The 23879-nt window shown below is 51.7% G+C and carries 29 protein-coding genes, 1 tRNA gene and 2 other RNA genes; 25 read left to right on the top strand and 7 right to left on the bottom strand.

Going from position 1 to position 23879, the window contains the following annotated elements; translation table 11 throughout:
* From A3193_RS14870 to A3193_RS14860, 3 genes are all read left to right on the top strand, one after another.
* Positions 1-687 (top strand): helix-turn-helix transcriptional regulator, encoded by a 687-nt coding sequence (locus A3193_RS14870; protein WP_069015178.1) that lies wholly within the window; start codon positions 1-3, stop codon positions 685-687.
* 152 nt (positions 688-839) lie between these two features.
* Entirely contained in the window at positions 840-1259 is a 420-nt protein-coding gene (locus A3193_RS14865) for a VOC family protein (protein WP_069015177.1), read from the top strand.
* Positions 1256-1831, top strand: coding sequence for a DNA-3-methyladenine glycosylase I (locus A3193_RS14860; RefSeq protein WP_069015176.1), 576 nt, complete (start codon positions 1256-1258; stop codon positions 1829-1831). Before A3193_RS14865 ends, A3193_RS14860 begins: the two co-directional genes overlap by 4 nt.
* A 285-nt stretch (positions 1832-2116) precedes the next feature.
* Here the strand turns inward: A3193_RS14860 and crp are convergent, their stop codons facing one another.
* Positions 2117-2770 carry a cAMP-activated global transcriptional regulator CRP gene (gene crp, locus A3193_RS14855; protein ID WP_068989118.1) on the bottom strand — a complete coding sequence of 218 codons (654 nt, stop codon included), beginning with the start codon at positions 2768-2770 and terminating at the stop codon, positions 2117-2119.
* A gap of 388 nt (positions 2771-3158) precedes the next feature.
* Between crp and A3193_RS14850 the strand changes: the two genes are divergently transcribed.
* The 3 genes from A3193_RS14850 to A3193_RS14840 are packed head-to-tail and all read left to right on the top strand — an operon-like array spanning position 3159 to position 5579.
* Entirely contained in the window at positions 3159-3575 is a 417-nt protein-coding gene (locus A3193_RS14850; RefSeq protein WP_069003487.1) for an OsmC family protein, read from the top strand.
* The gene (locus A3193_RS14845; RefSeq protein ID WP_069015175.1) at positions 3568-5166 is read left to right on the top strand and encodes a DUF885 family protein; all 1599 of its coding nucleotides are present in this window, start codon (positions 3568-3570) and stop codon (positions 5164-5166) included. The genes A3193_RS14850 and A3193_RS14845 overlap by 8 nt, the downstream gene beginning before the upstream one ends.
* A complete protein-coding gene (locus A3193_RS14840; protein WP_305782041.1) occupies positions 5163-5579 on the top strand; it encodes a VOC family protein in 417 nt (138 codons plus the stop codon). Before A3193_RS14845 ends, A3193_RS14840 begins: the two co-directional genes overlap by 4 nt.
* Positions 5580-5742: 163 nt before the next feature.
* Here the strand turns inward: A3193_RS14840 and A3193_RS14835 are convergent.
* From A3193_RS14835 to rplM, 5 genes are all read right to left on the bottom strand, one after another.
* Positions 5743-5870, bottom strand: a non-coding RNA gene (locus A3193_RS14835) — RtT sRNA.
* 45 nt (positions 5871-5915) lie between these two features.
* Positions 5916-6043: non-coding RNA, RtT sRNA (locus A3193_RS14830), on the bottom strand.
* A 45-nt stretch (positions 6044-6088) separates the two neighbouring features.
* Positions 6089-6162 (bottom strand) — tRNA-Gln (locus A3193_RS14825).
* Between the two features lie 47 nt (positions 6163-6209).
* Positions 6210-6599: a 30S ribosomal protein S9 gene (rpsI, locus tag A3193_RS14820; RefSeq protein ID WP_069003490.1), complete on the bottom strand. Its 390-nt coding sequence runs from the start codon at positions 6597-6599 to the stop codon at positions 6210-6212.
* Between the two features lie 17 nt (positions 6600-6616).
* Complete coding sequence (gene rplM, locus A3193_RS14815; protein ID WP_069003491.1) at positions 6617-7045, bottom strand: 50S ribosomal protein L13; 429 nt, start codon at positions 7043-7045, stop codon at positions 6617-6619.
* A 27-nt stretch (positions 7046-7072) separates the two neighbouring features.
* Here rplM and A3193_RS20595 point away from each other — a divergent pair, with 27 nt between their 5' ends.
* The 15 genes from A3193_RS20595 to ptsP all read left to right on the top strand — a co-directional run bounded on the left by A3193_RS20595 (position 7073) and on the right by ptsP (position 18885).
* The gene (locus A3193_RS20595; RefSeq protein ID WP_155523059.1) at positions 7073-7231 is read left to right on the top strand and encodes a hypothetical protein; all 159 of its coding nucleotides are present in this window, start codon (positions 7073-7075) and stop codon (positions 7229-7231) included.
* Between the two features lie 359 nt (positions 7232-7590).
* Positions 7591-8562, top strand: a complete 972-nt coding sequence (locus tag A3193_RS14810; RefSeq protein ID WP_069003492.1) for a calcium/sodium antiporter — start codon at positions 7591-7593, stop codon at positions 8560-8562.
* 46 nt (positions 8563-8608) lie between these two features.
* Positions 8609-9592: a KpsF/GutQ family sugar-phosphate isomerase gene (locus tag A3193_RS14805; protein WP_275531599.1), complete on the top strand. Its 984-nt coding sequence runs from the start codon at positions 8609-8611 to the stop codon at positions 9590-9592.
* A gap of 91 nt (positions 9593-9683) precedes the next feature.
* Positions 9684-10205, top strand: coding sequence for a 3-deoxy-manno-octulosonate-8-phosphatase KdsC (gene kdsC, locus A3193_RS14800; RefSeq protein ID WP_069003493.1), 522 nt, complete (start codon positions 9684-9686; stop codon positions 10203-10205).
* Positions 10202-10765: an LPS export ABC transporter periplasmic protein LptC gene (gene lptC, locus A3193_RS14795; protein WP_069003494.1), complete on the top strand. Its 564-nt coding sequence runs from the start codon at positions 10202-10204 to the stop codon at positions 10763-10765. The genes kdsC and lptC overlap by 4 nt, the downstream gene beginning before the upstream one ends.
* On the top strand, positions 10752-11264 hold the full coding sequence (gene lptA, locus A3193_RS14790; RefSeq protein WP_069003495.1) for a lipopolysaccharide transport periplasmic protein LptA: 513 nt from the start codon (positions 10752-10754) through the stop codon (positions 11262-11264). Before lptC ends, lptA begins: the two co-directional genes overlap by 14 nt.
* Positions 11261-11986 carry an LPS export ABC transporter ATP-binding protein gene (gene lptB, locus A3193_RS14785; RefSeq protein ID WP_069015174.1) on the top strand — a complete coding sequence of 242 codons (726 nt, stop codon included), beginning with the start codon at positions 11261-11263 and terminating at the stop codon, positions 11984-11986. The genes lptA and lptB overlap by 4 nt, the downstream gene beginning before the upstream one ends.
* A 206-nt stretch (positions 11987-12192) precedes the next feature.
* The gene (locus tag A3193_RS14780) at positions 12193-13677 is read left to right on the top strand and encodes an RNA polymerase factor sigma-54 (protein WP_069015173.1); all 1485 of its coding nucleotides are present in this window, start codon (positions 12193-12195) and stop codon (positions 13675-13677) included.
* 153 nt (positions 13678-13830) lie between these two features.
* The gene (gene hpf / locus A3193_RS14775) at positions 13831-14151 is read left to right on the top strand and encodes a ribosome hibernation-promoting factor, HPF/YfiA family (protein WP_069015172.1); all 321 of its coding nucleotides are present in this window, start codon (positions 13831-13833) and stop codon (positions 14149-14151) included.
* A gap of 30 nt (positions 14152-14181) precedes the next feature.
* Positions 14182-14652 (top strand): PTS IIA-like nitrogen regulatory protein PtsN, encoded by a 471-nt coding sequence (gene ptsN / locus A3193_RS14770; protein ID WP_069003499.1) that lies wholly within the window; start codon positions 14182-14184, stop codon positions 14650-14652.
* On the top strand, positions 14652-15587 hold the full coding sequence (hprK, locus tag A3193_RS14765) for an HPr(Ser) kinase/phosphatase (RefSeq protein WP_069003500.1): 936 nt from the start codon (positions 14652-14654) through the stop codon (positions 15585-15587). The genes ptsN and hprK overlap by 1 nt, the downstream gene beginning before the upstream one ends.
* A gap of 18 nt (positions 15588-15605) precedes the next feature.
* A complete protein-coding gene (gene rapZ / locus A3193_RS14760; RefSeq protein ID WP_083218166.1) occupies positions 15606-16472 on the top strand; it encodes an RNase adapter RapZ in 867 nt (288 codons plus the stop codon).
* On the top strand, positions 16469-16867 hold the full coding sequence (locus A3193_RS14755; protein ID WP_069015171.1) for a PTS sugar transporter subunit IIA: 399 nt from the start codon (positions 16469-16471) through the stop codon (positions 16865-16867). The genes rapZ and A3193_RS14755 overlap by 4 nt, the downstream gene beginning before the upstream one ends.
* 12 nt (positions 16868-16879) lie before the next feature.
* The gene (locus tag A3193_RS14750) at positions 16880-17149 is read left to right on the top strand and encodes an HPr family phosphocarrier protein (RefSeq protein ID WP_069003502.1); all 270 of its coding nucleotides are present in this window, start codon (positions 16880-16882) and stop codon (positions 17147-17149) included.
* A complete protein-coding gene (gene ptsP / locus A3193_RS14745; RefSeq protein WP_069003503.1) occupies positions 17146-18885 on the top strand; it encodes a phosphoenolpyruvate--protein phosphotransferase in 1740 nt (579 codons plus the stop codon). Before A3193_RS14750 ends, ptsP begins: the two co-directional genes overlap by 4 nt.
* 337 nt (positions 18886-19222) lie before the next feature.
* Here the strand turns inward: ptsP and A3193_RS14740 are convergent, their stop codons facing one another.
* A complete protein-coding gene (locus A3193_RS14740; protein WP_069015170.1) occupies positions 19223-20908 on the bottom strand; it encodes an ATP-binding response regulator in 1686 nt (561 codons plus the stop codon).
* Between the two features lie 517 nt (positions 20909-21425).
* Here A3193_RS14740 and A3193_RS14735 point away from each other — a divergent pair.
* The 4 genes from A3193_RS14735 (at position 21426) to A3193_RS14720 (ending at position 23842) form a co-directional block, all read left to right on the top strand.
* Positions 21426-21749 carry a PilZ domain-containing protein gene (locus tag A3193_RS14735; protein WP_162272454.1) on the top strand — a complete coding sequence of 108 codons (324 nt, stop codon included), beginning with the start codon at positions 21426-21428 and terminating at the stop codon, positions 21747-21749.
* Between the two features lie 101 nt (positions 21750-21850).
* On the top strand, positions 21851-22162 hold the full coding sequence (locus A3193_RS14730; protein ID WP_069015169.1) for an STAS domain-containing protein: 312 nt from the start codon (positions 21851-21853) through the stop codon (positions 22160-22162).
* A gap of 67 nt (positions 22163-22229) precedes the next feature.
* Positions 22230-22544, top strand: coding sequence for a hypothetical protein (locus A3193_RS14725; protein WP_069015168.1), 315 nt, complete (start codon positions 22230-22232; stop codon positions 22542-22544).
* A gap of 623 nt (positions 22545-23167) precedes the next feature.
* The gene (locus A3193_RS14720) at positions 23168-23842 is read left to right on the top strand and encodes a response regulator transcription factor (protein WP_083218789.1); all 675 of its coding nucleotides are present in this window, start codon (positions 23168-23170) and stop codon (positions 23840-23842) included.
* The last annotated feature ends 37 nt before the right edge of the window (positions 23843-23879 follow it).

Below are 23879 nucleotides of genomic sequence, written 5' to 3'. Positions count from 1 at the left end.
ATGCGCCGTGCGGACCGTCTGTTTCGCATTACTCAGGAGCTCAGTGCCGAGCGCTACATTACGGCTGAAAGCCTGGCCGCCCGGCTGGAGGTCTCGGTCAGAACCATCTACCGTGACATCGATGCACTCTCTGCGTCCGGCATTCCCATCGAAGCTGTTGCCGGCAGCGGCTATCGTCTGAGTAAAGGGTTTCGAGTCCCGCCGCTGATGTTCAACGAAGAGGAGTTGACCGCATTGATGTTGGGCATGCGCATGGTTCAGGGCTGGTGTGATACGGCATTGGCGGAGGCGGCATCCAGTGCGCTCGGTAAGGTGGCGGCGGTGGTACCGGAACGGATTCGCCCGGTGCTCTCCCACGAGGCGCTGCTGGTGCCCGATTTTCATATTCCTGCCGAAGTCAGGCAGCAGGTGGCCAGACTCCGCAAAGCGATCGCCCAACAGCGTAAAATAGAGATCGCCTACCGTCGTCGGGATGGGGTCCACTCGGATCGGGTGATCTGGCCGCTTGGCCTCTTCTACTGGGGTTCTGTCTGGACTTTGGCAGCCTGGTGTGAATTGCGGGAGGGGTTTCGTCAGTTTCGTGTGGATCGAATCGAATCTCTGCAGATGGCGAATGGGCGATACCCACAACTCAGTGGCCGGACTCTGAAGGATTACCTGATCAGTGTGGATGAGGAGGCGGATTGATCCCGGTTCAGGCAAGATTGACACTTCAGAAGAGAACCGCAAATTGCTTCAATCAACTTGAGTGATGTGGCCTCATTTTCAATACTGACACCCCGTTGTCAGCAGGCTGTGGATAGACTCCCACTCACCATAACATTCAAGGGAGTAGCGCCATGGAGCCAAGAATCAGTCTTATTACCCTCGGTGTGAATGACCTCACAGAGTCGATAGGGTTTTATCAGCAACTGGGACTGCCTCGCTATGATTTCGACAGCGATGCGGTAGCCTTTTTTGATCTGCAGGGCAGCTGGCTTGGTCTCTATCCGAAGCGGGCACTGGGTGAGGATGCGGGTGTCGAGTTCGGTCGGGCTGATAAGAGTCCGTTTACCCTGGCCCATAATCTGAGCAGCCGAGAGGCGGTGGACCGGGTTATGGCAGAGGCGTTGAGCGCGGGAGCGACCCTTATCAAGCCGCCTCAGGAGACCTTTTGGGGTGGCTATTCAGGCTATTTCAGCGATCCGGACGGGTTTCTCTGGGAGCTTGCCCATGTACCCCATTTCTGGATTGGACCGGAGGAGAACAAGAGGCTATGAAAACCGAACCCTGTCCCTGGTGTCTGGGAGATGATGAGTATGTGGAATACCACGATCGGGAGTGGGGGGTGCCATCCCGCGATCCACAGCATCTGTTTGAAATGCTGATCCTGGAGGGAGCACAGGCGGGTCTCTCCTGGTTGACCATTTTACGTAAGCGGGAGGGCTACAGACGGGCCTTTGAGGGCTTTGATGTGAACAGGATTGCTGCCTATGGGGCGGGGGATGTGAAACGGCTGCTGGCGGATGCCGGGATTGTGCGGAACCGGCTCAAGGTCAATGCGACGATTGGCAATGCCCAGGCCTTCCTCGAGCTCGAGGCCGGTGAGGGGTTCTCGGAGTTTCTCTGGGATTTCGTCGACGGTCTACCGAAGCAGAACCGCTGGCGTAAGCTGGAGCAGGTGCCGGCCAGTACTCCGATCTCAGATGCCATGAGTAAAGAGTTGAAGCGGAAAGGCTTCCGCTTTGTCGGCTCAACCATCTGCTACGCGTTCATGCAATCGGTGGGAATGGTTAATGACCATTTGACCAACTGTCCCCGTTATCCGGTGGTAGCGGAGATGGGGAGTTAGAGGGGAGTGGTGTTTTTTTGAGAGTAATTGCCGCAAATGAACACCAATCACCGCGAAGCTAGGCAGATAGTGGCCATAAATTAAAAAAAGACATTCGCTGTATTTTTACGCAACGAAGCCCAGCTATTCCGGCAGAATCGGCTTGAAAGTCTCTCAGGCAGGTGGCGTTCCACTCAGGCAAGAGAATGCCTTTCAAGGATTTGTGTTTTGGCAAGGGGGGTGTTGGGCCTGCAACCTTTCGGGTGCGGCTCGTCCGCACCCTACTCGATCAGGCCGGTGAGAGGTTCAGCGGGTGCCGAACACCACGATGGTTTTACCCTTAACACTGATCAGGCCCTGCTCCTCGAGGTTTTTCAATACCCGGCCAGCCATCTCTCTGGAGCAGCCTACGATCCGGCCGATCTCCTGTCTGGTGATGCGGATCTGCATCCCATCCGGATGGGTCATGGCGTCGGGCTCCTTACAGAGATCCAGCAGGGTGCGGGCGATGCGGCCGGTAACATCGAAAAAGGCCAGATGTCCCACCTTGTTGCTGGTCTGGTTGAGACGTTGGGAGAGCTGAGCCCCCATCGCATAGAGAATATCCTTGGTGTACTCCTTCAGATCATGGGAAAAGAGCTGCTCCAGCCGCTGATAACTGATCTCAGCGATCTGGCAGGAGGCGCGGGTGCGTACCATCACACTGCGCTTCGGTTCCGGGACGAACAGCCCCATTTCGCCGACAAACTGCCCTTTGTTGAGGTAAGTGAGGATGATTTCCCGACCATCTTCATCTTCGATGTAGACAGCCACCGAGCCTTCCGTGATGTAATAGAGGATATCTGCCGGGTCACCGATATGGATGATCTCGGTATTCTTTGGGTAGCGCCGGCGATGACAAAATGACAGGAATCGCTGGAGATACTCTGGTTCCTGCGGTGGCGGTTTTATGATCGTCATGATCTTTGGACTCTGAATTTATTAAACGTTATATGGTATAGAGATCAGCCTGCCGATTGAATCAGTCATCTGCCTGAGTGCAGTCGCTGCTGATCTGTATGGCAGTAAATCTGAGCCCATGCTTCGTATGATACGAAGTTCAATAGAAAGCGTAGGATCAAGTTTAGCAACCCTTATCAACTTGTCGAATTTACAGTCTTCTGTAGACTCGCATAGATATAGTGTAACAAAAAACAACAAGCCATAAATTTAACGTATGTCATGTTTATCATCTATTTCTAGAACACTTATGGCTGTTTAACTTGTTTACGGCCTGTATGGCTGTGACCTTAGCCTCAGTTTGATGTTCTGTATAGACGCAGAGTGAAAACCAACTTTGGAGTAATGAATGAAAGCACGGGTCGTATGGGTGGAGGCAGCCACCATGATGGGTGAGGCCGGGAGTGGCCATGCAATAATTATGGATGGTCCGCCGGATCATGGAGGCAGGAATCTGGGAGTCAGACCGATGGAGATGCTGCTGCTTGGCATGGGGGGGTGCACAGAGTTCGATGTGCTCTCCATATTGAGGAAGTCCCGCCAGCAGGTTACCGGTTGCGTTGTGGAGTTGGAGGCCAAGCGTTCTGAGGCTGACCCTAAGGTTTTTACCGATATTCACGCCCATTTTATCGTCACTGGACGGGAGCTCAGTGAAAAACATGTCTCCAGAGCCATCTCCTTGAGTGCGGATAAATACTGCTCCGCCTCGATCATGCTGGGCGCGACCGCGAAGATTACCCACGATTACGAGATACGTGATGAGTAGTGCCGCCAGTGATTTCGATGAGTTGGTTGCCGACTACTATCGCGCCTGGTTCCGCTTCCACCCATTGGCGGCTGTCTACGCCTCGGTTTCGGGCTACGAAGGTAAACTGACTGCGGATGGCGATGATGACAAAGGTGCCCTGGCGAACCTGATCAGCAACCTTCTGGTGAGCCTGGATAACCTCGATTTTGAGCAACTGGATGCGGATCGTCAGCTCGATCTGCAGTTGATTCGTGGGGCCGCCCTGGTGGAGCACCGGATGTTGCTGGAACAGGACTGGCGCTATCGTGATCCGGCGAAATATCTGCCACTCAACCAGCTGCAGGAGCTGGTGGTTCGTCAGTCGGAGCGGCTTTGTGAAGCGCTGATGGGGGTGCTGGAGCTTACACCCAACTATCTGCGGGATGCCCGGGGAAGGTTGTCTGAGCTGCCCGGCGTGGTCTCTACCCTGTGGCTGGCCGATGCCCTGGAAACCGCCGAAAAGGGGGTGCCCTGGCTGAAACGGCTTGGTCGCGATCTGCCGCAGACACGGGAGTGCTGTGCCGATCAGGGTCGGTTGCAGTCACTGGCCAGCCAGGCGGCAGAAGCCGTTGAGGACTACCAGCAGTGTCTGATCAAGAACCTGATACCGGTGGCTTCCGGTACTGCTGATTGCGGTCCGGAGCTGCTGAGCTGGTTTTTGCACAACCGGGATCAGGTTGAACTCCAGGTCGATCAGGCGCTGACATTTGCCAGATCGCGCCTGCACCAGACCTATGAATCGTTACGGCAGCAGGGTCTGGATGTTACCGATTTGAAGGCCTCCACAGGTGAGCGTCTCAGTGGAAACGAGCGTATCCAGGCCTATCAGGAGGAGGCACAGATTCTGCGGGGTTTCCTGCAGCAGCATCAGTTACTGCCCGATTCTAAGCAGCCACTTGCGATTCGCGTCACCGACAGCTGTTACCGCCAGCCGGATTGTGGCAGCTATCTGCGGACTCAGGAGGGTGGTGTATGCCTGATTCCTCACGATCAGCAGGTCGGGGGAGGTGAGAGCCGCGCCGCAATACGCATGCGGAATCTCTACAGCAGTTGGGCCGGGCGTCACTATCTGGCCTGGGCCGGTGGGATCTCGGCGCACAGTCTGGTGCGTCAGATCAATCCCTCGGCGGCCTTCAAGCGGGGCTGGGCTCACTATATGAGCCGTGTGCTGGAGTCACGGGGTTATTTCGACGAACAGGATCGTATCCTGCTCAATCAGAGGCGTCTGGCGCTGGCTGAACAGGCCTGCATCGACCTCGAGTTCCATACCGGTGAGCTCAACAGTCGGCAGGCCCTGGAGCGCCTGAAGCCCCTCTCGGATATTCCCTGTTGGGCTGAAGTCAGCCTGACGGCCATCTCCAGACGGCCGACTGATGCCTTCATGGCACTGCTCGGTGCCGATCTGATCGAGCAACTCTCCAAACACTATCTTGAACAGAACTCCGGGGCCTCGATCAGAGACCTGCATGAGCAGTTGCTGGCCCATGGGGCTGTTGCCCTGCCGCTGGTGGTGAAACGGGCACTGGGGCAGCAGCAGTGGGATCAGGCACTGAGTGAGGTGTTGTCGTGAAAAGACCGGGGAATCATATGGGGATGCGCCACGTGGCGCTGAATGTCAGGGATATGGCGAGCAGTGAGCACTTCTATGTGGAGCTGCTGGGGATGGGGGTCGAGTGGCGCCCGGATCCGGACAATCTCTATCTCAGCTCCGGGCCGGACAATCTTGCTCTGCACAAGACCGCCGCAGAGCAGTTCGATGAGGCGGCCCAGCGCCTCGATCACATCGGTTTCTTTCTGGCCACCCCGGAAGCGGTGGATGAGTGGTTTGAGTTCCTCAAGGCAGATGGGGTGAGAATGCGAAATGAACCCCGTACTCACCGGGACGGAGCGAGAAGTTTCTACTGCTACGACCCGGATGGTGTGGTCGTGCAGGTCATCTATCATCCACCGGTGGTGGTCTATGAGACTGAGAATCGGAGCTGATTTCCCAGTGCGGCCTTCCATTCCTCGCCCCTTCGGGGTCAGCTGAAGCTGATCGCCCTCGCTATGCTCGGTCGTCGAACCTCTGATCGGTTCAAATCCTCCATCCGGGGTGGTTTTAGCAAGCACTAAAAAAGCCCACACGATGGTGGGCTTTTCTTAGCGTTGGCTGGGGATGGAGGATTACTCGGCCAGTGGCCTCGCCCCTTCGGGGTCAGCTGAAGCTGATCGCCCTCGCTATGCTCGGTCGTCGAACCTCTGATCGGTTCAAATCCTCCATCCGGGGTGGTTTTAGCAAGCACTAAAAAAGCCCACACGATGGTGGGCTTTTCTTAGCGTTGGCTGGGGATGGAGGATTACTCGGCCAGTGGCCTCGCCCCTTCGGGGTCAGCTGAAGCTGATCGCCCTCGCTATGCTCGGTCGTCGAACCTCTGATCGGTTCAAATCCTCCATCCGGGGTGGTTTTAGCAAGCACTAAAAAAGCCCACACGATGGTGGGCTTTTCTTAGCGTTGGCTGGGGATGGAGGATTCGAACCTCCACATACGGAGTCAGAGTCCGTTGTCCTGCCATTAGACGAATCCCCAGTTGCAGACCTGGTGCAGGACGAAATCGTCCGCAACACAAGCCAGACTTAACGTTTGGAGAATTGAGGACGCTTACGGGCTTTGTGCAGACCGACTTTCTTACGCTCTACCGCACGGGCATCGCGGGTCAGAAAGCCTGATTTGCGCAGCACGCCATGCAGTGACTCGTCATAGGCGTCCAGTGCACGGGAGATACCGTGACGGATGGCGCCGGCCTGACCGGTGGTGCCGCCACCTCTGACCGTGACTTTGATGTCAACCTTGCCGAGGGTCTCGGTGGACTCCAGTGGCTGACGTACCACCATGCGGGCGGTTTCGCGACCGAAGTATTCGTCGAGCGGACGGTTGTTGACGGTGATGTTGCCGCTGCCGGTGGTCAGAAAGACTCGTGCAGTGGAACTCTTACGGCGTCCGGTTGTGATATGGGTGTCTGCCATGGTCTTAAACTCTTGCTTTAGATTTCCAGGGGCTGAGGTTGCTGGGCCTGATGGCTGTGCTCAGGGCCGGCGAAGACGCGCAGCTTCTTGAACATGACGCGCCCCAGTGGGTTTTTCGGCATCATGCCTTTGACTGCATGCTCGATTGCACGTTCAGGTGCCTTCTGCAGCAGCTTGTCCAGGCTGATGGATTTCATGTTGCCGACATAACCCGTGTGGTGGTGGTACATCTTGTCGGACATTTTGTTGCCGGTAACCCGAATCTTCTCTGCGTTGACCACGACGATGTAATCGCCGGTATCCACGTGAGGTGTATATTCCGGTTTATGCTTGCCGCGCAGACGTCGTGCAATCTCTGTGGACAGACGACCCAGGGTCTTGTCTGTAGCATCCACAAGGTACCAATTGCGGCGAACCTCAGCCGGCTTTGCGCTTAAAGTAGTCATCCGATGTCGCTCCAATGGAGAACTATTGTGCTTCGAAAAAGACGGCGGATAATACATGATCCCATGGGTTGGCACAAGGACTATTTCATTATCCTGGAAACCCGGGGTGCCCAGTTTGCCGCCAGGCAAAAAAAAAGCGCAACAGAGGTTGTTGCGCTGAATGAATATACCACCAAAGGAGGATAACTGAAACATAATGTATCAGTATGTTGGAATTATCTAATATACCGATATAATTGTCAAGCATCTTGTATTGGCTTTCTGCTATCATCTCAACCCTTTGATTATTTTCTTGTTGGCGCTATCGGCATGCCACCGGCTATCGATTGGTCTGCGGGTGAATGCCGATAACACTGTTTGGTAAATGGAGTAAAAGCACCAGGGTCTGTTATCACCAATCCAATTGGCCCTGTTGTGTTTGAAATAGAGCGCCAACCGAAGCGCGAGGAGAGAGAAGTTTGGTGATTCCAAGAGAACGACGAGTAGCCCCGTGTTGCGCTGTTTCCGGCGCAAGCCTATGGATAGGTGAGGAAAGGCCCTAGTTCATGTTGCTGTACAGTCTTTCCATTCTATTGGGTCTGGTCGTACTGGTTTGGAGCGCAGACCGGTTTATCAGCGGTGCCGCGGCATTGGCTGACAATCTGGGCGTATCTCCCATGCTGATCGGCCTTACCGTGGTTGGGTTCGGTACCTCAGCTCCGGAAGTGCTGGTCTCCGTGATGGCGGCTGTGAACGGCAATCCGGGGTTAGCGATCGGTAATGCGGTTGGTTCGAATATCGCCAACATCGGCCTGATTCTCGGGGTAACCGCCCTGGTGATCCCCCTCTCTGTCCACTCCAGCGTGCTGAAACGGGAGTATCCGATTCTGCTTGGCGTGACGGTAATCTGTATTCTGCTGATGCTGGATGGGGAGCTGGGTCTGCTGGATGGCGGGATATTACTTGTCTTGCTGGTCGGGGTGTTCGGTTGGATGATCTATACCGCCAAAACCGGTGAGGCTGACCCGATTGCCGGGGAGTACGATGCCGAGATCCCCCATGATGTGCCGACCCGTAAAGCGCTGATGCTTTTAACTGGCGGACTGGTTCTGCTGCTGATCAGTTCCAGGGTGCTGGTCTGGGGGGCAACCAATGTGGCTGTCGAGCTCGGTGTCAGCGATGTGGTGATCGGTCTGACGATTGTCGCGATCGGCACCAGCCTGCCGGAACTCGCCGCCAGTATCACCAGTGCGATGAAGGGTGAGGATGATATCGCCATCGGCAATGTGATCGGTTCAAACCTATATAATATGTTGGCTGTTCTGAGTATTCCCGGCCTGGTGGCGCCTGGCGCATTCTCCCCCTTTGTGCTGACGCGGGATCTGCCGGTGATGTTCGGTCTGACACTGTTCCTTTTCCTGATGGGCTACGGTTTTGGTAAACCGGGGCGGATCAATCGAATTGAGGGATTGGGGCTTCTGCTCTGTTTTATCGGCTACCAGTCCTGGCTGTTCTACTCGGTGGTGTTACCTCTTTGAGATGTCAAATCAAACCGTACATACTGTTCAGATGAAAAGATCCCCGATGCCCACCGAACAAGAGACGGCCCAGATGATCGAGCTGGGTCAGGCTGTCATTGAGACGGAGGCTGCGGCCGTCATGGCGCTGATTCCCCGACTGGGGGCTGGATTCGCCCAGGCATGCCACTATCTGCTCCATTGCCGTGGACGGATTGTGGTGATTGGCATGGGGAAATCCGGACATATCGGCAACAAGTTGGCGGCCACTCTGGCGAGTACCGGCAGTCCCGCTTTTTTTGTCCACCCCGGTGAAGCCAGTCACGGGGATCTGGGTATGATCACCCCGGACGATGTGGTACTCGCCCTGTCGAATTCCGGGGAGACCGGCGAACTGCTGGTGATTCTGCCGTTGCTCAAGCGGCTCGGTGTGCCACTGATTGCGATGACCGGTAAAGCCCACTCCACCCTGGCCAAAGAGTCGGAAGTGCATATCGATGTGAGTGTCGATAAGGAGGCCTGTCCTCTTGGCTTGGCGCCGACTTCCAGTACCACGGCCGCGCTGGTGATGGGGGATGCGCTGGCGGTTGCTCTGTTGCAAGCCAGGGGATTCACAGCCAAGGACTTTGCCCTCTCCCATCCAGGTGGCTCGCTGGGTCGGCGTCTGCTACTGCATGTGGGTGACATCATGCATAGCGGAGAAGCGCTGCCATCCGTCAGCCAGGATGCCAGCCTGCATGAGGCATTGGAGGTGATGTCTGTGAAAGGCCTGGGAATGACGGCGGTGGTCGATCAGCAGGGGCAGTTGGTCGGTGTCTATACCGACGGGGATCTACGCCGCACCCTGAACCGGCCGATCGATATCCACAAGATGCGCGTCGCAGAGGTCATGACTAAGGGGTGTAAACAGGTTCCACCGGAGATGCTGGCGGCTGAAGCATTGCAGATGATGGAAGAGAATAAAATCAACGGCCTGCTGGTTGTGGATGGGGAACGACGCCTGGTCGGCGCGTTCAATATGCATGACCTGCTGAGGGCTGGTGTTATGTAGTGAGATTCATCTGGCGACCGAATGGCTTGCTTTTAGCCACCGGGATTATAGATAACGCCACAGAATAAAAATTAAACATTAGGGGGGCAAAATGCAGGATATTCATGATAAGGCCAGAGCGGTCAAACTAGTGATCTTTGATGTTGACGGTGTACTGACCGATGGTGGACTTTTTCTGGGTGACGATGGTCAGGAGTATAAAGCCTTCCATTCCAGGGATGGGCATGGCATGAAAATGTTGCAGTACACCGGTGTGGTGATCGGCATTATCACCGGCCGTACTTCTGAAGTGGTGAGATTGCGTATGGAGAGTCTGGGTGTTGAGTATGTCTATCAGGGCAAGCTGGAGAAACTGCCTGCCTATGAAGAGTTGAAACAGAAGCTTGGCTTGTCGGATGATCAGATCGCCTATGTGGGCGATGATGTGGTGGACCTGCCGATCATGCGCCGGGTGGGATTGGCGATCGCTGTGCAGGACGCCCATCCGTTCGTGGTGCAGCATGCCCACTGGCAGACCCCTCATGGCGGTGGGCGGGGCGCCGCTAGAGATGTGTGTGAAATGATCATGCAGGCTCAGGATACCTTGCAGTCAAGCCTGGAACACTATCTTTGAACAGGCGCCTGCTCGGTCTATTGTTGATGTTTGCACTGGTATTGAGTTTGGCCTGGTGGGTTAACGAGTTGCAACGGCCGGAGATCAAAAGGCCTGAGATTGCTAGGGATACCCCTGATACCTATGCCGTCAACCTGCTGGTAAAACAGTATGATGACGATGGGCAGTTGTTACAGATTCTGCGAACCCCCAGAATGACCCATTATGAGAAGCGCGGTATCACTGAGCTCTCTCAACCGGTGGTGCAACGATTCAGGTCTGATCAACCTCCCTGGAGAATGTGGGGTGAAAATGGCCTGGCCGACCATCGTCAGGAGACACTGTTTCTTCCGGGCCAAGTGATAATCGAACGTGATGGGAAAGCTGAGTTTGCACCTTACCGGATTGAGACCGAGGATCTGACAATCCATGCAGAGGCGTCCTATGCCGAGACCGCTGAGGCAGTCAGAATCAACAGTGGTGTGGATTGGCTGTCGGCGATCGGCATGCAGATCTGGTTTGATGAACCGTCACGCTTGAAGCTGCTCGGTCAGGTACGAGGGCACTATGAATTTGAATAAAGGCAGGGGGTTGATCTGTAGTCTGCTGATGGCAGTTGCGATACCTGCCTGGGGGCTTGAGAGCGACCGCAATCAACCGATGTCGCTTGAAGCGGATAGTCTCTCCATCAACGAGTCCAGCGGCGTCAGTCTCTATGAGGGCAATGTGACTATCGTCCAGGGCAGTATGAAGTTGTGGGCGGATCGTCTCTGGGTTCACAGGTCAGCCGGCAAAACCGAAAAGATAGTCAGTGAGGGGCAGCCGACAAGATTCAGTCAATTGCCTGAGGTCGATGGCGTTGAGGTTCATGGTCAGGCGCAGCGTATTGAGATCCATCTGAATCGGAATGAGATGTTACTGATCGACGATGCCCTGCTCGAGCAGGGGGGGAACAGCTTCCGCAATGACCGCATCGTCTATAACCGGGCCAATGCACAGGTCAGAGCTGGCAGCAGTGTCCAGGGTAAACAGCGGGTGCAGGTGGTGATTGAGCCCCAAACCGGGAAAACTGAACCGTGAGTCAGTTGCAGGCTGTCGATCTGCAGAAGCAGTACTACAAGCGTAGAGTGGTGGATGGCGTCTCACTGAACCTCAACAGCGGGGAAGTGGTGGGGTTGCTGGGGCCCAACGGTGCCGGCAAGACCACCAGCTTCTATATGATTGTCGGCCTGGTGCAGGCGGATCAGGGGCGGATCTATCTGGATGGGGAGGAGCTGACTGATCAGGCGATGCACAAGCGGGCCCGTCTGGGTATCGGTTACCTGGCCCAGGAGCCCTCCATCTTCAGGCGATTGACGGTGGCGCAGAATATTCTGGCGATACTGGAACATCGCAAAGAGCTGGGTAGCCAGGCACGTAAGGCCCGATGTGACCAGTTGCTGACGGAGTTCGGTATCGAGCATCTGCGGGAGAGCATGGCGATGAGTCTCTCCGGTGGCGAGCGGCGCCGACTGGAGATTGCCCGGGCCCTCTCCATGGAGCCCGCCTTCATTTTGCTCGATGAGCCCTTTGCCGGGGTCGATCCGATTGCCGTGATCGATATCAAAAAGATCATCCAGCATCTGAAATCCTTAAAGATTGGGATCCTGATAACCGATCATAATGTCAGGGAGACACTCGATATATGCGACCGGGCCTACATCATCAACAGTGGTAAAGTGCTGGCGGAGGGAACCACCGAGGAGATCCTCGGCAACCAGGAGGTGCGCAGTGTCTACCTGGGTGAAAATTTTACGATGTGAGTCTATAACACTGTTTTTTAATGGATTAAACAGGCAGCGGCAGGCGCGCTGAAGGCGGTCTCAATCAGTATGGAATAAGTTGGAGTGTGGTGTGAACCCAGGAGAATCGACCCAGTGAAGAAGAATCTTTCCGTAGGCGGCTATTTTTAGCTAAAATGAGAATAAAGACATACAAATAACATACCAGGTTTAAAGATATCTCTGCTATGAAGCAGGCTCTACAGCTCCGACTCGGACAACATCTCACCATGACTCCTCAATTGCAGCAGGCAATCCGCCTGTTGCAGCTCTCTGCGCTCGACCTGAGCCAGGAGGTTCAGGAGGTGCTTGAGACCAACCCGATGCTTGAGGGCGAGGAGGAGTTCAGCACTCAGCTGCAGAAAGAGGGAGATGCCCAGGAGGCTGGTGAACAGACCCGGGAGAGCAAGGAAGTCGAGGGGTCGAATGACATCAATAACGAGCGGGAGATTCAGACCGACAGCAGCCAGCTGACCGAGGATCTGCCGGTGGACAGTGAATGGACCGATGTCTACGACAGTTACCTGCCGCCGGCCAGCAGCGGCGGAGATGCCGCAGACCATGACTATCTGGTACAGCGTAGCGGCGCTGTAACCCTGCATGACCATCTGGTCTGGCAGATGACCCTGACCCCTTTCACCGAACAGGATATCGTGATAGCCACCACCCTGATCGACAGTATCGATGAGGATGGTTACTTCAAAGGCGACCTGCAGGATATTCTGAGTTCGCTGAATGATGAGGAAGCGACCCTGGAGGATGTCGAGGCGGTACTGCATCGGATTCAGGCATTCGATCCACCGGGTGTCGGAGCCCAGGGCGCCCAGGACTGCCTGCTGATTCAGCTTCGTCAATTGGCGGAAGAGACCCCCTATCGGGATCAGGCGATAAAACTCTGCCGGGATCACTTCAATCTGCTCTCCGCCCAGGATCAGAATCAGATCATACGTCGCATGAAGGTGGATCAGCAGGAGCTCGCTGCCATCATGCAGCTGATCCGGACCCTGAATCCCCATCCGGGCACGGCAATCGCAAAAAGTGAGCCTGAATATGTGATTCCGGATGTCTTCGTCAGCAAGCGCAACAACCGCTGGGTTGTGGAGCTGAATGGGGAGGTTACCCCCAAGCTTCGGGTCAACAATGACTACGCCAGCCTGATCCGGCGGGCGGATCAGAGCGATGACAACACCTTTCTTAAGAACCATCTGCAGGAGGCGCGCTGGTTCATTAAAAGCCTGATGAGCCGTAATGAGACTATTCTGCGTGTTGCGAGTAAGATTGTTGAATATCAGCGGGGCTTTTTTGAGCATGGCGAGGAGGCTATGAAGCCGCTGGTATTGAGGGATATTGCCGAGGCACTGGAGATGCATGAATCGACCATTTCCCGGGTGACGACCCAGAAATATATGCATACCCCCCGGGGCACGCTGGAGTTCAAGTATTTCTTCTCCAGCCACGTCAACACCAGTGCCGGCGGGGAGTGCTCCTCCACCGCGATTCGAGCACTGATTAAAAAATTGATTGCCGCTGAAAACACAAGCAAACCGCTCAGCGACAACAAGATCGCCGCCATCCTATCGGAACAGGGCATCAAAGTGGCCCGCCGAACGGTGGCAAAGTATCGTGAATCGATGAGCATACCGCCGTCGAATGAGCGTAAACGACTGATGTAGGTGAATTGATCTACCGCTCAGGATGTCTATGAAAACAGGGGTTGTGGTTCCAGCCGAATCCGGCCTCATGGTCAGCCTGATCGATGGTTTCGGGAATCGATTCAGCGAGTCGGTCAGAGTGATGAGCCAACTCATCTAAGACAGGAGATAATTATGCAAATAAGCGTTACCGGTCATCATGTGGAAGTAACCGATGCCTTGAAAAGCTATGTAGATAATAAATTCGAACGTCTTGAGCGGCATTTTGATAATGTAATCAATGTGCATGTCATCTTGAGCGTTGAGAAGCTGAGGCAGAAGGCGGAAGCCACCATGCAAGTGAACGGTGCCAGCGTATTCGCTGATTCAGTGCAGGAAGATATGTATGCCGCCATTGATGGCTTGACTGACAAGTTGGACAGGCAGGTGATTAAACACAAAGAAAAGATGCAGAGTCATCGCGCCGGTAGCGGTGTGAAGTATGCAGTTGAGTAACTTTCGATAGATTGAACTGGCGAGGTCTCCATGTTTCCCGACGGATTTCTGCTTGAGGAACGTCTCGGCTGCGGTGTGGAGGCAGCCAGTAAAAAACGCGCCCTTGAGCAGCTTGGTCAGAGATTGGCCGATGCTGCTCCCGGGCTGTCACAGGATATTGTGTTCGATGCATTGCTTGAGAGGGAGCGACTCGGCAGTACCGGACTGGGCAAAGGAATTGCGCTACCCCATGCGCGCATGTCTCAGGTCACACAGGCCACCGCAGCGTTCATTCAGATGCCCAATGGTGTCGATTTCGACGCCATAGACAGTCAGCCGGTCGATCTGGCGTTCGCCATGCTGGTACCGGAACAGGCCACAGACGAACATCTTCAGCTGCTGGCGAAGTTGGCCAGAATGTTCGATGACCCCCCCTTTTGTACCGCACTGCGTGAGGCGGAAACAACGCAGCAACTGTTTCAGTTGATCAAGCAGCGAGAAACCATAACCTCATCAGATTGATGCCATCCAACTACACCATTCGCGATCTTTTCGACGAATTTGCCAGTGAACTTGAGCTCAGCTGGGATGGTGAGGGTGGTGAAGGAAATATCCTTCTGGACAGTGAGTCCCCGGACGGACAACAACCGGTAGGTCCACTTAACCTGATACGTCCGAACCAGATACAGGTGGTTGGCCCTCCGGAACAGCAGCATCTGCTGTATGGTGGCGATACCGGCTACCTGGAGTCTCTGAAAACCCTGTTCGACTCTTCCCCGCTTGCGCTGATCTTTACCGATGGCCTGCAGCCCAAGCCGGCTTGCCTGGAGTCGGCGAAAAACAGCCATACAGCCTTGATGTTTACCCCCAAAGGGGATAACCATGTCATCCATAGACTGCTGGAGAAATTCAGCCTGCCAGTTGGTGAGACCCTGTTGTTGCATGGGGTCTATATGGAAGTGCTGGGTAAGGGTGTGTTGTTGAGCGGTGATCCGGCAATCGGCAAAAGTGAGCTTGCGCTGGCACTGATCTCCCGGGGGCATCGTCTGGTTGCCGATGATGCAACCGAGTTCTATAAGACAGGCACGAACACATTGAGTGGGCGATGCCCGAAGGTGTTGCAGGATTTTCTTGAAGTTCGTGGGCTGGGTCTGATTAATGTCAGGGCTATCTTCGGTAATAGTGCTATAAAGCCGAATAAACAGTTACACTTGATCATAGATCTCCTCCACTTTGATGATGAAAAACTCGAAAATATGGATCGCCTGGAGGGGTGCCACTCACATCGGACCCTATTGGGTGTGGATGTTCCCCAGACGAGTCTGCCGGTTGCGGCAGGCAGGAATCTGGCGATCCTGGTGGAGACTGCCGTCAGGCAGCATCTGCTGAAGATGGATGGGTACAATGCAACCCAGGATTTTATCGAACGTCAACAAAACTACATCGATCAAGAATAGTCTTGGGGCCTGAGCGAGATGGCAAATGAGATAAAACTGCAGATTGTCACCGGACTTTCCGGATCAGGAAAGACCATCGCTTTGCATACCCTTGAAGATCTGGGTTACTACTGTATCGATAATCTGCCGGTCTCCCTGTTGGTTTCCGTTTCCGATTATCTAAACGATGAGCCAGAGGAGACTTTCAAGAAAACCGCTGTTGGTATCGATGCAAGGAGTCAGCCCAGTCAGATTTCCAATCTGCCGGAGGTGGTGAAGAGTATTCGTCAACGCGGTCTCGACTGTAACATGCTGTTCCTGGATGCCCAGCTGGATACACTGATCAAGCGCTTTAGTGAAACCCGGCGCAAGCATCCCCTGACCAATCAGCAACGCTCGCTCAGTGAAGCGATCCAGCATGAGCGGGATCTTTTGCAGCCATTGAATGAGGCGGCTGATCTTAGGATCGATACCACTCACACCAATGTGCATGAGCTTCGGGATCTGGTGCGCAATCGGATTGGCGGTGAAAGTGGTCAGGTATCGATTCTATTTGAGTCATTCGGTTTCAAGCATGGTCTGCCGAGAGATGTAGACTACCTGTTTGATGTGCGTTGTCTTCCCAATCCCTATTGGCAGACCGAGCTGCGCAGCTACACCGGGATGGATAGACCGGTGGCGGATTTTCTGCATGAGCAGGAAGAAACCAAAAAGATGGTGGCGGATCTGATCGATTTTCTGTCACGCTGGATACCGGCGTTTGAAGCGGATGGGCGTAGCTATCTGACGATTGCCATTGGCTGTACCGGTGGTCAGCACCGCTCAGTCTATGTGGTGGAGTGTCTGGTCAAACATTTTAAAGCGGCAGGACTGCAGGTGATGAGCCGTCATCGTGAATTGTCATGAGTATTGGCTTGCTGTTGATCACTCACAGTCGCATCGGTGATGCGTTGATCGAGACAGTCAAAAAGATGTTTGTGGAGTTACCGTTGCCGATCGAAACCTTGACTGTGAGCACCGAGTGTAATCCTGATCAGATGAAATCAGAGGCACACCGGCTGGTGGAGAATCTGGATGATGGTGATGGTGTGCTGGTGTTTACTGACATGTATGGCTCCACACCGAGTAATATCGCTTACAGCCTTGCAGATAGCGGGCGTGTAAATGTGGTTTCAGGGCTCAATCTGCCGATGCTGATACGAACCCTGAATTATCTCGATCTCGACCTGAAGTCGCTGACTGAAAAAGCGGTCAGTGGCGGCAGGGAAGGGATCCACTGCTGCGAAAGGCCAATTGAATAAATTCTGAATATCATGTTGCAACAAGAAGTAGAAATCATAAATAAACTCGGTCTGCATGCCCGTGCGGCAGCTAAATTGGTTAGTTGCGCAAACAGTTATGAGAGTGACGTTTTCCTCAATCGCAATGGGCAGAGAGTGAACGGAAAAAGCATCATGGGGGTGATGATGCTGGCAGCCAACAAGGGCTCGATGTTGAAGCTGGAAATTGAAGGTCGTGATGAGGATCAGGCAATGGAAGCGCTGATCGTGCTTATCAATGATCGCTTCGGGGAGGAGCAATGACACTATCCTGTCAGGGTATAGGGATCAAAACCACGCGGGAAGTCGCGATTGGTGAGGCCTACCTGTTACAGCATGGTGTTCCGGAAATCATTCATCGTGAAATTCCCCAGGAGCGGGTGGAAGCTGAAATTGATCGTTTCGAATCCGCACTCCTGACAACCACCAGCCATTTACGATCTGTTCGGGATCAGATCCCCTCTGATACGGCACAGGATATCAGTGAGTTCATCGATACCCATCTGTTGATGCTTGAAGACAATGCGATCAGCCAGGCGACGGTAAGCCTGATCCGGCAAAAACTCTATAGTGCTGAGTGGGCACTTCAGGTTCGACGGGATGAGCTGGTACGGGTGTTCGACGAAATGGACGACCCCTATCTGCGTACCCGCAAGGATGATGTGAACCACGTGGTCGGTCATGTGCAGTTCGTTCTGGCCGGTGGCAAACCGGAACAGCGGGGCGATCTGAAAGGGCGGGTTGTTGTTGCACGGGATCTGACGCCGGCAGAGACCATCATGATGAAAAACCAGGGGGTAGCCGCTTTCATCACCGAATTCGGCGGGCCTCTCTCCCATACTGCCATTCTGGCGCGCAGCCTGGGTATCCCGGCGGTGGTGGGTGTTCATCAGGCGACTGTGCTGTTTCGTCAGGGTGAGCCCCTGGTGGTCGATGGGGCCCAGGGTGTGGTGCTGGCCGATCCCACAGAACGGATACTCGATTACTACCGGCAACGTATCGAGAGCCGGCGAATTCGCGAGGTGGAGCTGAGGCAGCAGGTCGATCTGCCGGCATTGACCACCGACGGTGAACGAATCTCGCTCTACTCCAATATCGAGTTACCCGATGATATTCCTGTAACCATGGAGAACCGGGCCGATGGGGTGGGGCTTTTCCGCACCGAATTTCTCTATATGAACCGCACTACGCCACCGACTGAAGAGGAGCAGTATGGCGTCTATGTCGATGCAGTTAAGGGGCTGAATGGCATTCCACTGACGATTCGTACCCTCGACCTGGGTGTGGACAAAACCACCGATACGATGGCGGATTCTGGTTGTATGCCGGCGATCAATCCGGCTCTTGGTTTGCGCGCGATCCGTCTCTGTCTGAAGGAGCCTGAGCTCTTCATTCCCCAGCTCAGGGCGATATTGCGAGCTTCAGCTGAAGGGCCTGTGAGACTGATGATTCCCATGCTCTCCGGAGTTCAGGAGCTGAAGCAGGTGCTTGCCATCATCGACAAGACGAAACAGGACCTGATCGATGAGGAGGTGGCGTTCGATCGGGAAATACCGATCGGAGGCATGATCGAGGTACCGGCAGCGGCACTGGCGGCAAGACGTTTTGCCCACTATCTCGATTTTCTCTCCATCGGTACCAATGACCTGATTCAATACACCTTGGCTGTGGACCGTATGGATGAAGAGGTGAACTTTCTCTTCGATCCGCTCCATCCGGCCGTTCTGATGCTGATCCGTTATACCATCGAGGCGGCTCAGGATGCGGATATCCCGGTCAGTATGTGTGGTGAGATGGCGGGTGATCCCCGCTATGTCCGTTTGCTGTTGGGTTTGGGATTGCGGGAGCTCAGTATGCAACCCAGTGCACTGCTGGAAACCCGGGAACTGATCCGTCAATGCAACCTGTTTGACCTACAGCAGAAGACAAGGATCTTCATGGAAGAGTTGGAGGACAACGATGATGAGCATCTGTTCGACAGGATCTTTCTCGAGGTTTAAAGTCTGATCTGGGCGATACTCAAACCCTCCTCTGTCAGCAGCTACTTTCTCTCCAGGTTGATAATCAGGGTATTGAAACAATACTTACCAATCTATCCATACGAATTTTGATGGTGTGGCTGGTCTGTCCCTCCGGATGAAATGTGCTGTTTTTGAAAAATCAGGATTTTTGGTGAAAGCGTGTTGGCGGTGACGCTTTCGGACCGAAAATGAAAATAATGTACAACGTAAACCTAGTTTGAAGTGGCTGAATCTCTTTATCTATAGTGGTCATAACGCTAGGGCCTATTGGATTAGTGTTAACAGGCCCAAGATTGTTTTAAGGGCTAGAAAACATTCAGCCCATGATCTCCTGAATATGCTGGTTCAAAATTTCTGCTCCGACTGGTTTATGCAGAAGTTTCAGTCCCGAGTCGGCAAACTCCTGTGACATGGACATCTCCAGATCTCCGGTAATAAGCAAGGCAGGTATGTTAAAACCTAATGTTTGACGAATTTTCTTGATAAGCTCTATGCCGGTCTCGCCGTTTGGTAAACGGTAATCAGAAATAATGAAATCAAATTGCCGTAATTCATCCTTTATCATAGCCATTGCATCATGACTACTCTTTGTTCCCGTGACTTTGTATCCATAACTCTCCATCAAATAACTCAATGAGTGGAGAATGATGCTGTTGTCATCAATGATCAATAGTGATGTTGTTGAAATTTTGGTGTTTTCGAGGTTGTTGATTGATGTTTTTTTCGATTTGTTCGTTTGATAATCGATCAGTGGTGCATCAATCGAAAATATCGATCCATTTTTCCACGAATTAAGTGCTATCTTTTGCCCCAATAGTTTCGCGCTTCGTGCAGCAATTGCTAGGCCAAGTCCAAGGCCTTTGCTGTGGTCTCTGGCAGGGTTGTAGAGTTGATGGTAATCATCAAATATCTGTTCGCGTTGATTCTCTGGTATGCCAATACCCGTATCCCAAATCTCAAAACGCAACATCGATTTGCGGCGTCTACAACCGACCAGTACTTTACCTGAATCCGTATAGCGGATAGCGTTTGAAACTAAATTATCAAGGATTTGATATAACAGAACAGGATCACACCGGAGTGCTGAAGAGCAGTCGACCACCCGTAGATTCAGTTGCTTATCCATAGCGAGTGGACGATATGTTACATCCAATCGATTAAGCAGCTCGTTCGCATAAAATGTCTTTAGTTCAGGTTCAATTGAGCCTGATTCTAACTGACTGACATTGAGCAGAGTATTGAATAACTCAGTCATACTAATCAGGCAACTGGATAGATTGTTAACCAAATCAAGATTTTTTTTGTCAGTGAGTTTTCTTTTCAGTAAATCACTGATAGTAGTCATTGCTTGTAAAGGTTGGCGAAGATCATGACTTACTGCTGTAAGAAATTGTGACTTGGCTCTGCTCGCATCTTCAGCTGCCTGCCTCGCCTGTTTGTTGGTAACTTCAGTCTTCTTGAGTTTGGTAATATCGGTTATGAGGGTTAAGCATTGAAGCTTATCTTTCTCACCTCGAGGCTGTACCACGCTATCCATTTTGGCGAAAAATACTGTCCCATCGTTCAATGCAATTTTCACTTCACAGGTTTTTCTGATTTGATCTTTGAATACATGTTGGAAGTGTCGAAACAGTTCTCTCCGATATTCCTTGGTGACAAACGTATAGAAGAAGACCCCAGCCATTTGAAATCTGTTCATACCAAACATTTCACTACTCAGTAGATTGGTGCGAACAATCCGGCCTTTATTGTCAATTATCAGATAGCCTACAGGCGCAAAATCAAACAACTCTGCATATTGATCCCGGGAGGTTTCCAGTTCCATCTGGCTGCGTTGTAGATCTTCATTTTGAATCTTAAGTTCAATTTGATGAACTTCCAGTTCGTGGATCTGTTCGGCCAACTGTTCAGGCTGTATTTCCACTGAGTCATTCTTACAGTCTTGCAGCCGTTTCTCTGCCTGTCGGCGCAATTCTTTTAATTGGCTGTCTAAATCGCTCATGGAAATAAATCTAACCTCTCGATCCTCGTTATAGTTCTATTTAGATGAGGGCTTATGAATATTATAATAATTTAATTGTTAACTGGCTGAGCATTGCAGTTCAATTGTGGCGGGCGTTCTGGATCTCTATCTGCTGCAAAAGAGTGCAATTTTAAGTAAATATTCTTCAAATATTTGTCAGTTAAAGTGGCCTAATGGAATTGGTATCCACACAGATGGCTGTCCTAAAGGAGATGTTAGATTGTGATTTGTTTAGTGTAAAGCCTTCGATCCCCATGCCTTCGACTCAGCAATCAAGTGACTCCAGTAATAAATAGATAACTGACGTCAGTCAAGCATACGTAGAATTACGTAGGTAAACGCCCGAATTATTTTTCTTTACAGTTTCACTTAGAGTGTACATCAACCCTAAGGTATAACAATAAAATATAGGGTACCCTGAATTGTATAGAAAGATATCACTATATTCTAAACAATTCGTAGTCAATACTTATAACTGAAATGGATGGGGTCAATTATGGATCACCGATTTGGAAGCCGTATTGCTGCTCAAGTCATGGTTACGCTTGATCGCAATGGACATCATTTAGGGGTGTACAAAACACGTGATATATCAGCTACAGGGATTTTTATAGAGTCCGATAGTCTGGATCTCCATTTGGGGGCTTTAGTTGACTTGACTTTTGTGTTCAAAGAGAAACAGAGAGAAACTCACAAGTTCAGGGGTATGCTGGTACGGTATACATTAGAAGGTGCAGCATTCATACTCAATAACTCAGTCATTGAGATCCTGCCTTACCTGGAACAATCCAACACGGTGACTCTAGAGGTCAACTCCTAAAAACACGAAATATATGCGGGATCATACAACCTGCAAACTGAGTAAAGCCAGCCTTATTCTTATGTGACGAATTAGAGCGTGCTGACATCAAAGGGTTTGAAATGACAAATACTACGGAAAGCAGTGGGATCCCTGATGAAAAGATTATTATCCATGCTGCAAAAACATTGGATTGTAGTGCTCACGGTACTTTTGTAGAGGCATGTCAATGCGCCAGACAGAATCATATACAGGTCATGGTAGTTGATTTGAATGCGACTCAGAATATTCGAGCATCTGGCCTTGGAATACTGTTGAAGTTAAGTAAAAAAATGGAATATTCACCGTTTAAAATCCAGATTGAAAACTGTCAGCCTGATGTCAAGGTACTACTGAGTGAGAATCGATTGTTCTCTGGATTTTCAATATCCTGATTGAAACCTTCGTTCCATTGTCTAAATTCTGTCATGCAGACTCGTGTAATAACCGGTAGATTTATTGATGTTTGAAAAACTGTTCAACAAGGTCAGTAACTGCAAGTTCAAGCAAGCCGAGAGTACACTTTGTGTCATGTGTTGCCATGTATTGGAAAAAAATACGCCGATTTTATCAGTAGCACATGACATGGAAGATATTTGGCAATTTTTTTGTGGTGCCGATGGTCACGAGTACAATGACATAAGGATTGTTACATTGTCAGAGGTTACAGAGATCGATTCCTGCAGCAATGAATTAAGTGAAATACCTCTGGGTGCAGGTGCGATTAGAGCCTCTACCGAGGAGGCATGGAGACAATACACACTTGATGTAGAATAAAGGCATAATTGATCACAATTCAGATACTCATCTGTTCGTTAACACCTTCCACTTAGTGGTGTCCCTGAAATGTTCCAAACGGTTAGTTGGAATATTCAGAGACCCGCTACTCCTCATCGTCTATTGTTAATATCAATACTCTATTCATTTTACCTAGGGTTTATTAACACTAATCCAATATGCCCTGCTGGGACTGCTTTTGTCTCCAGCAAGGCAGAATGAGCGTGGTGTAGCTCGACTACATGAGCGAATGATAACGCCGCTGGGCGCAAAAACAGCCCCACCCCTTCGCGGTGCGTCTGAAAAAGCGTCACTCGGCGTTGCTCGTCACTCATTTGGAACAACCAAACTACGCTCCTCGCGCATTGATTGGCGCTTTATCAGGCACAACAGGTCCTAGGATTACTACTGAAGATTCTTGAAAATCACTATTATTAAGCGCTTTTTTGAGTATTGGTAGGAAAAAAATGTAGTATATTTCCATAGAGGGTGTTGCCAGTTGATTGTTTGTCTTCAAGCTGTATTAAGAGAGGCAACACACTGATAATCTTAATTATATTTGTGAAGTGTTCCGTTGTTGTGCCATCGCTTGTTCGTTGTTCTGTACCACCGGCATTAAGACTATGACAAAGAAACGTCAAAAGGTCGGATTATGTACAAGGACTGATATGCCAGTCTCAACAATATTTATTGTGGAAGACAACGTGATGGTGCGCGAAGCCCTGATATCACTGCTCACAAACGAAGGTCATGGCGTCAAGGCATACTCAACGGCTAATGATTTTCTTAATGCCTATCAACCTGAGACCCCAGGTTGTTTGCTGCTTGATATCAATCTACCCGGCATCTCGGGTATTGAGCTGCAAACACTGTTAGCTGAGCAACAGCTGAAGATCCCGATCATATTTCTAACAGGCCAGGCAAATGTGCCCATTACCATCCAGGCGTTCAGGAATGGTGCAATTGATCTCTTGGAGAAACCTGTTTCTAATGAGATATTGCTTGAGCGAATAAACGAAGCGCTCACAATTGATGCAAACATACGCACCAAAGCACTGAGCCAGTCAGTTATTTGGCAACGGGTTGAGCGATTGACTAAGCGGGAGAAGGAAGTGATGGCGCTTCTCGCTTCAGGTTATTCAAATAAACAGATGGCACAGGAGTTGGATATCAGTTCTAGAACAGTTGAGATCCATCGCCGACGAGTTTATGAAAAAACAGGCGTTGAATCACTCGCTGAACTGATAGATTTGTTGCATGTCATCGGATATTTAAAGCGAACCTTATTTGAAGAATAAACCGCTTACTGCATACTCTGGGTTTGTCGGGTTTACA

The sequence above is a fragment of the Candidatus Thiodiazotropha endoloripes genome (genome assembly GCF_001708965.1).
GTDB classification, from domain to species: Bacteria; Pseudomonadota; Gammaproteobacteria; order Chromatiales; family Chromatiaceae; genus Thiodiazotropha; species Thiodiazotropha endoloripes.
This window is presented reverse-complemented; position numbering and strand designations above follow the sequence as displayed.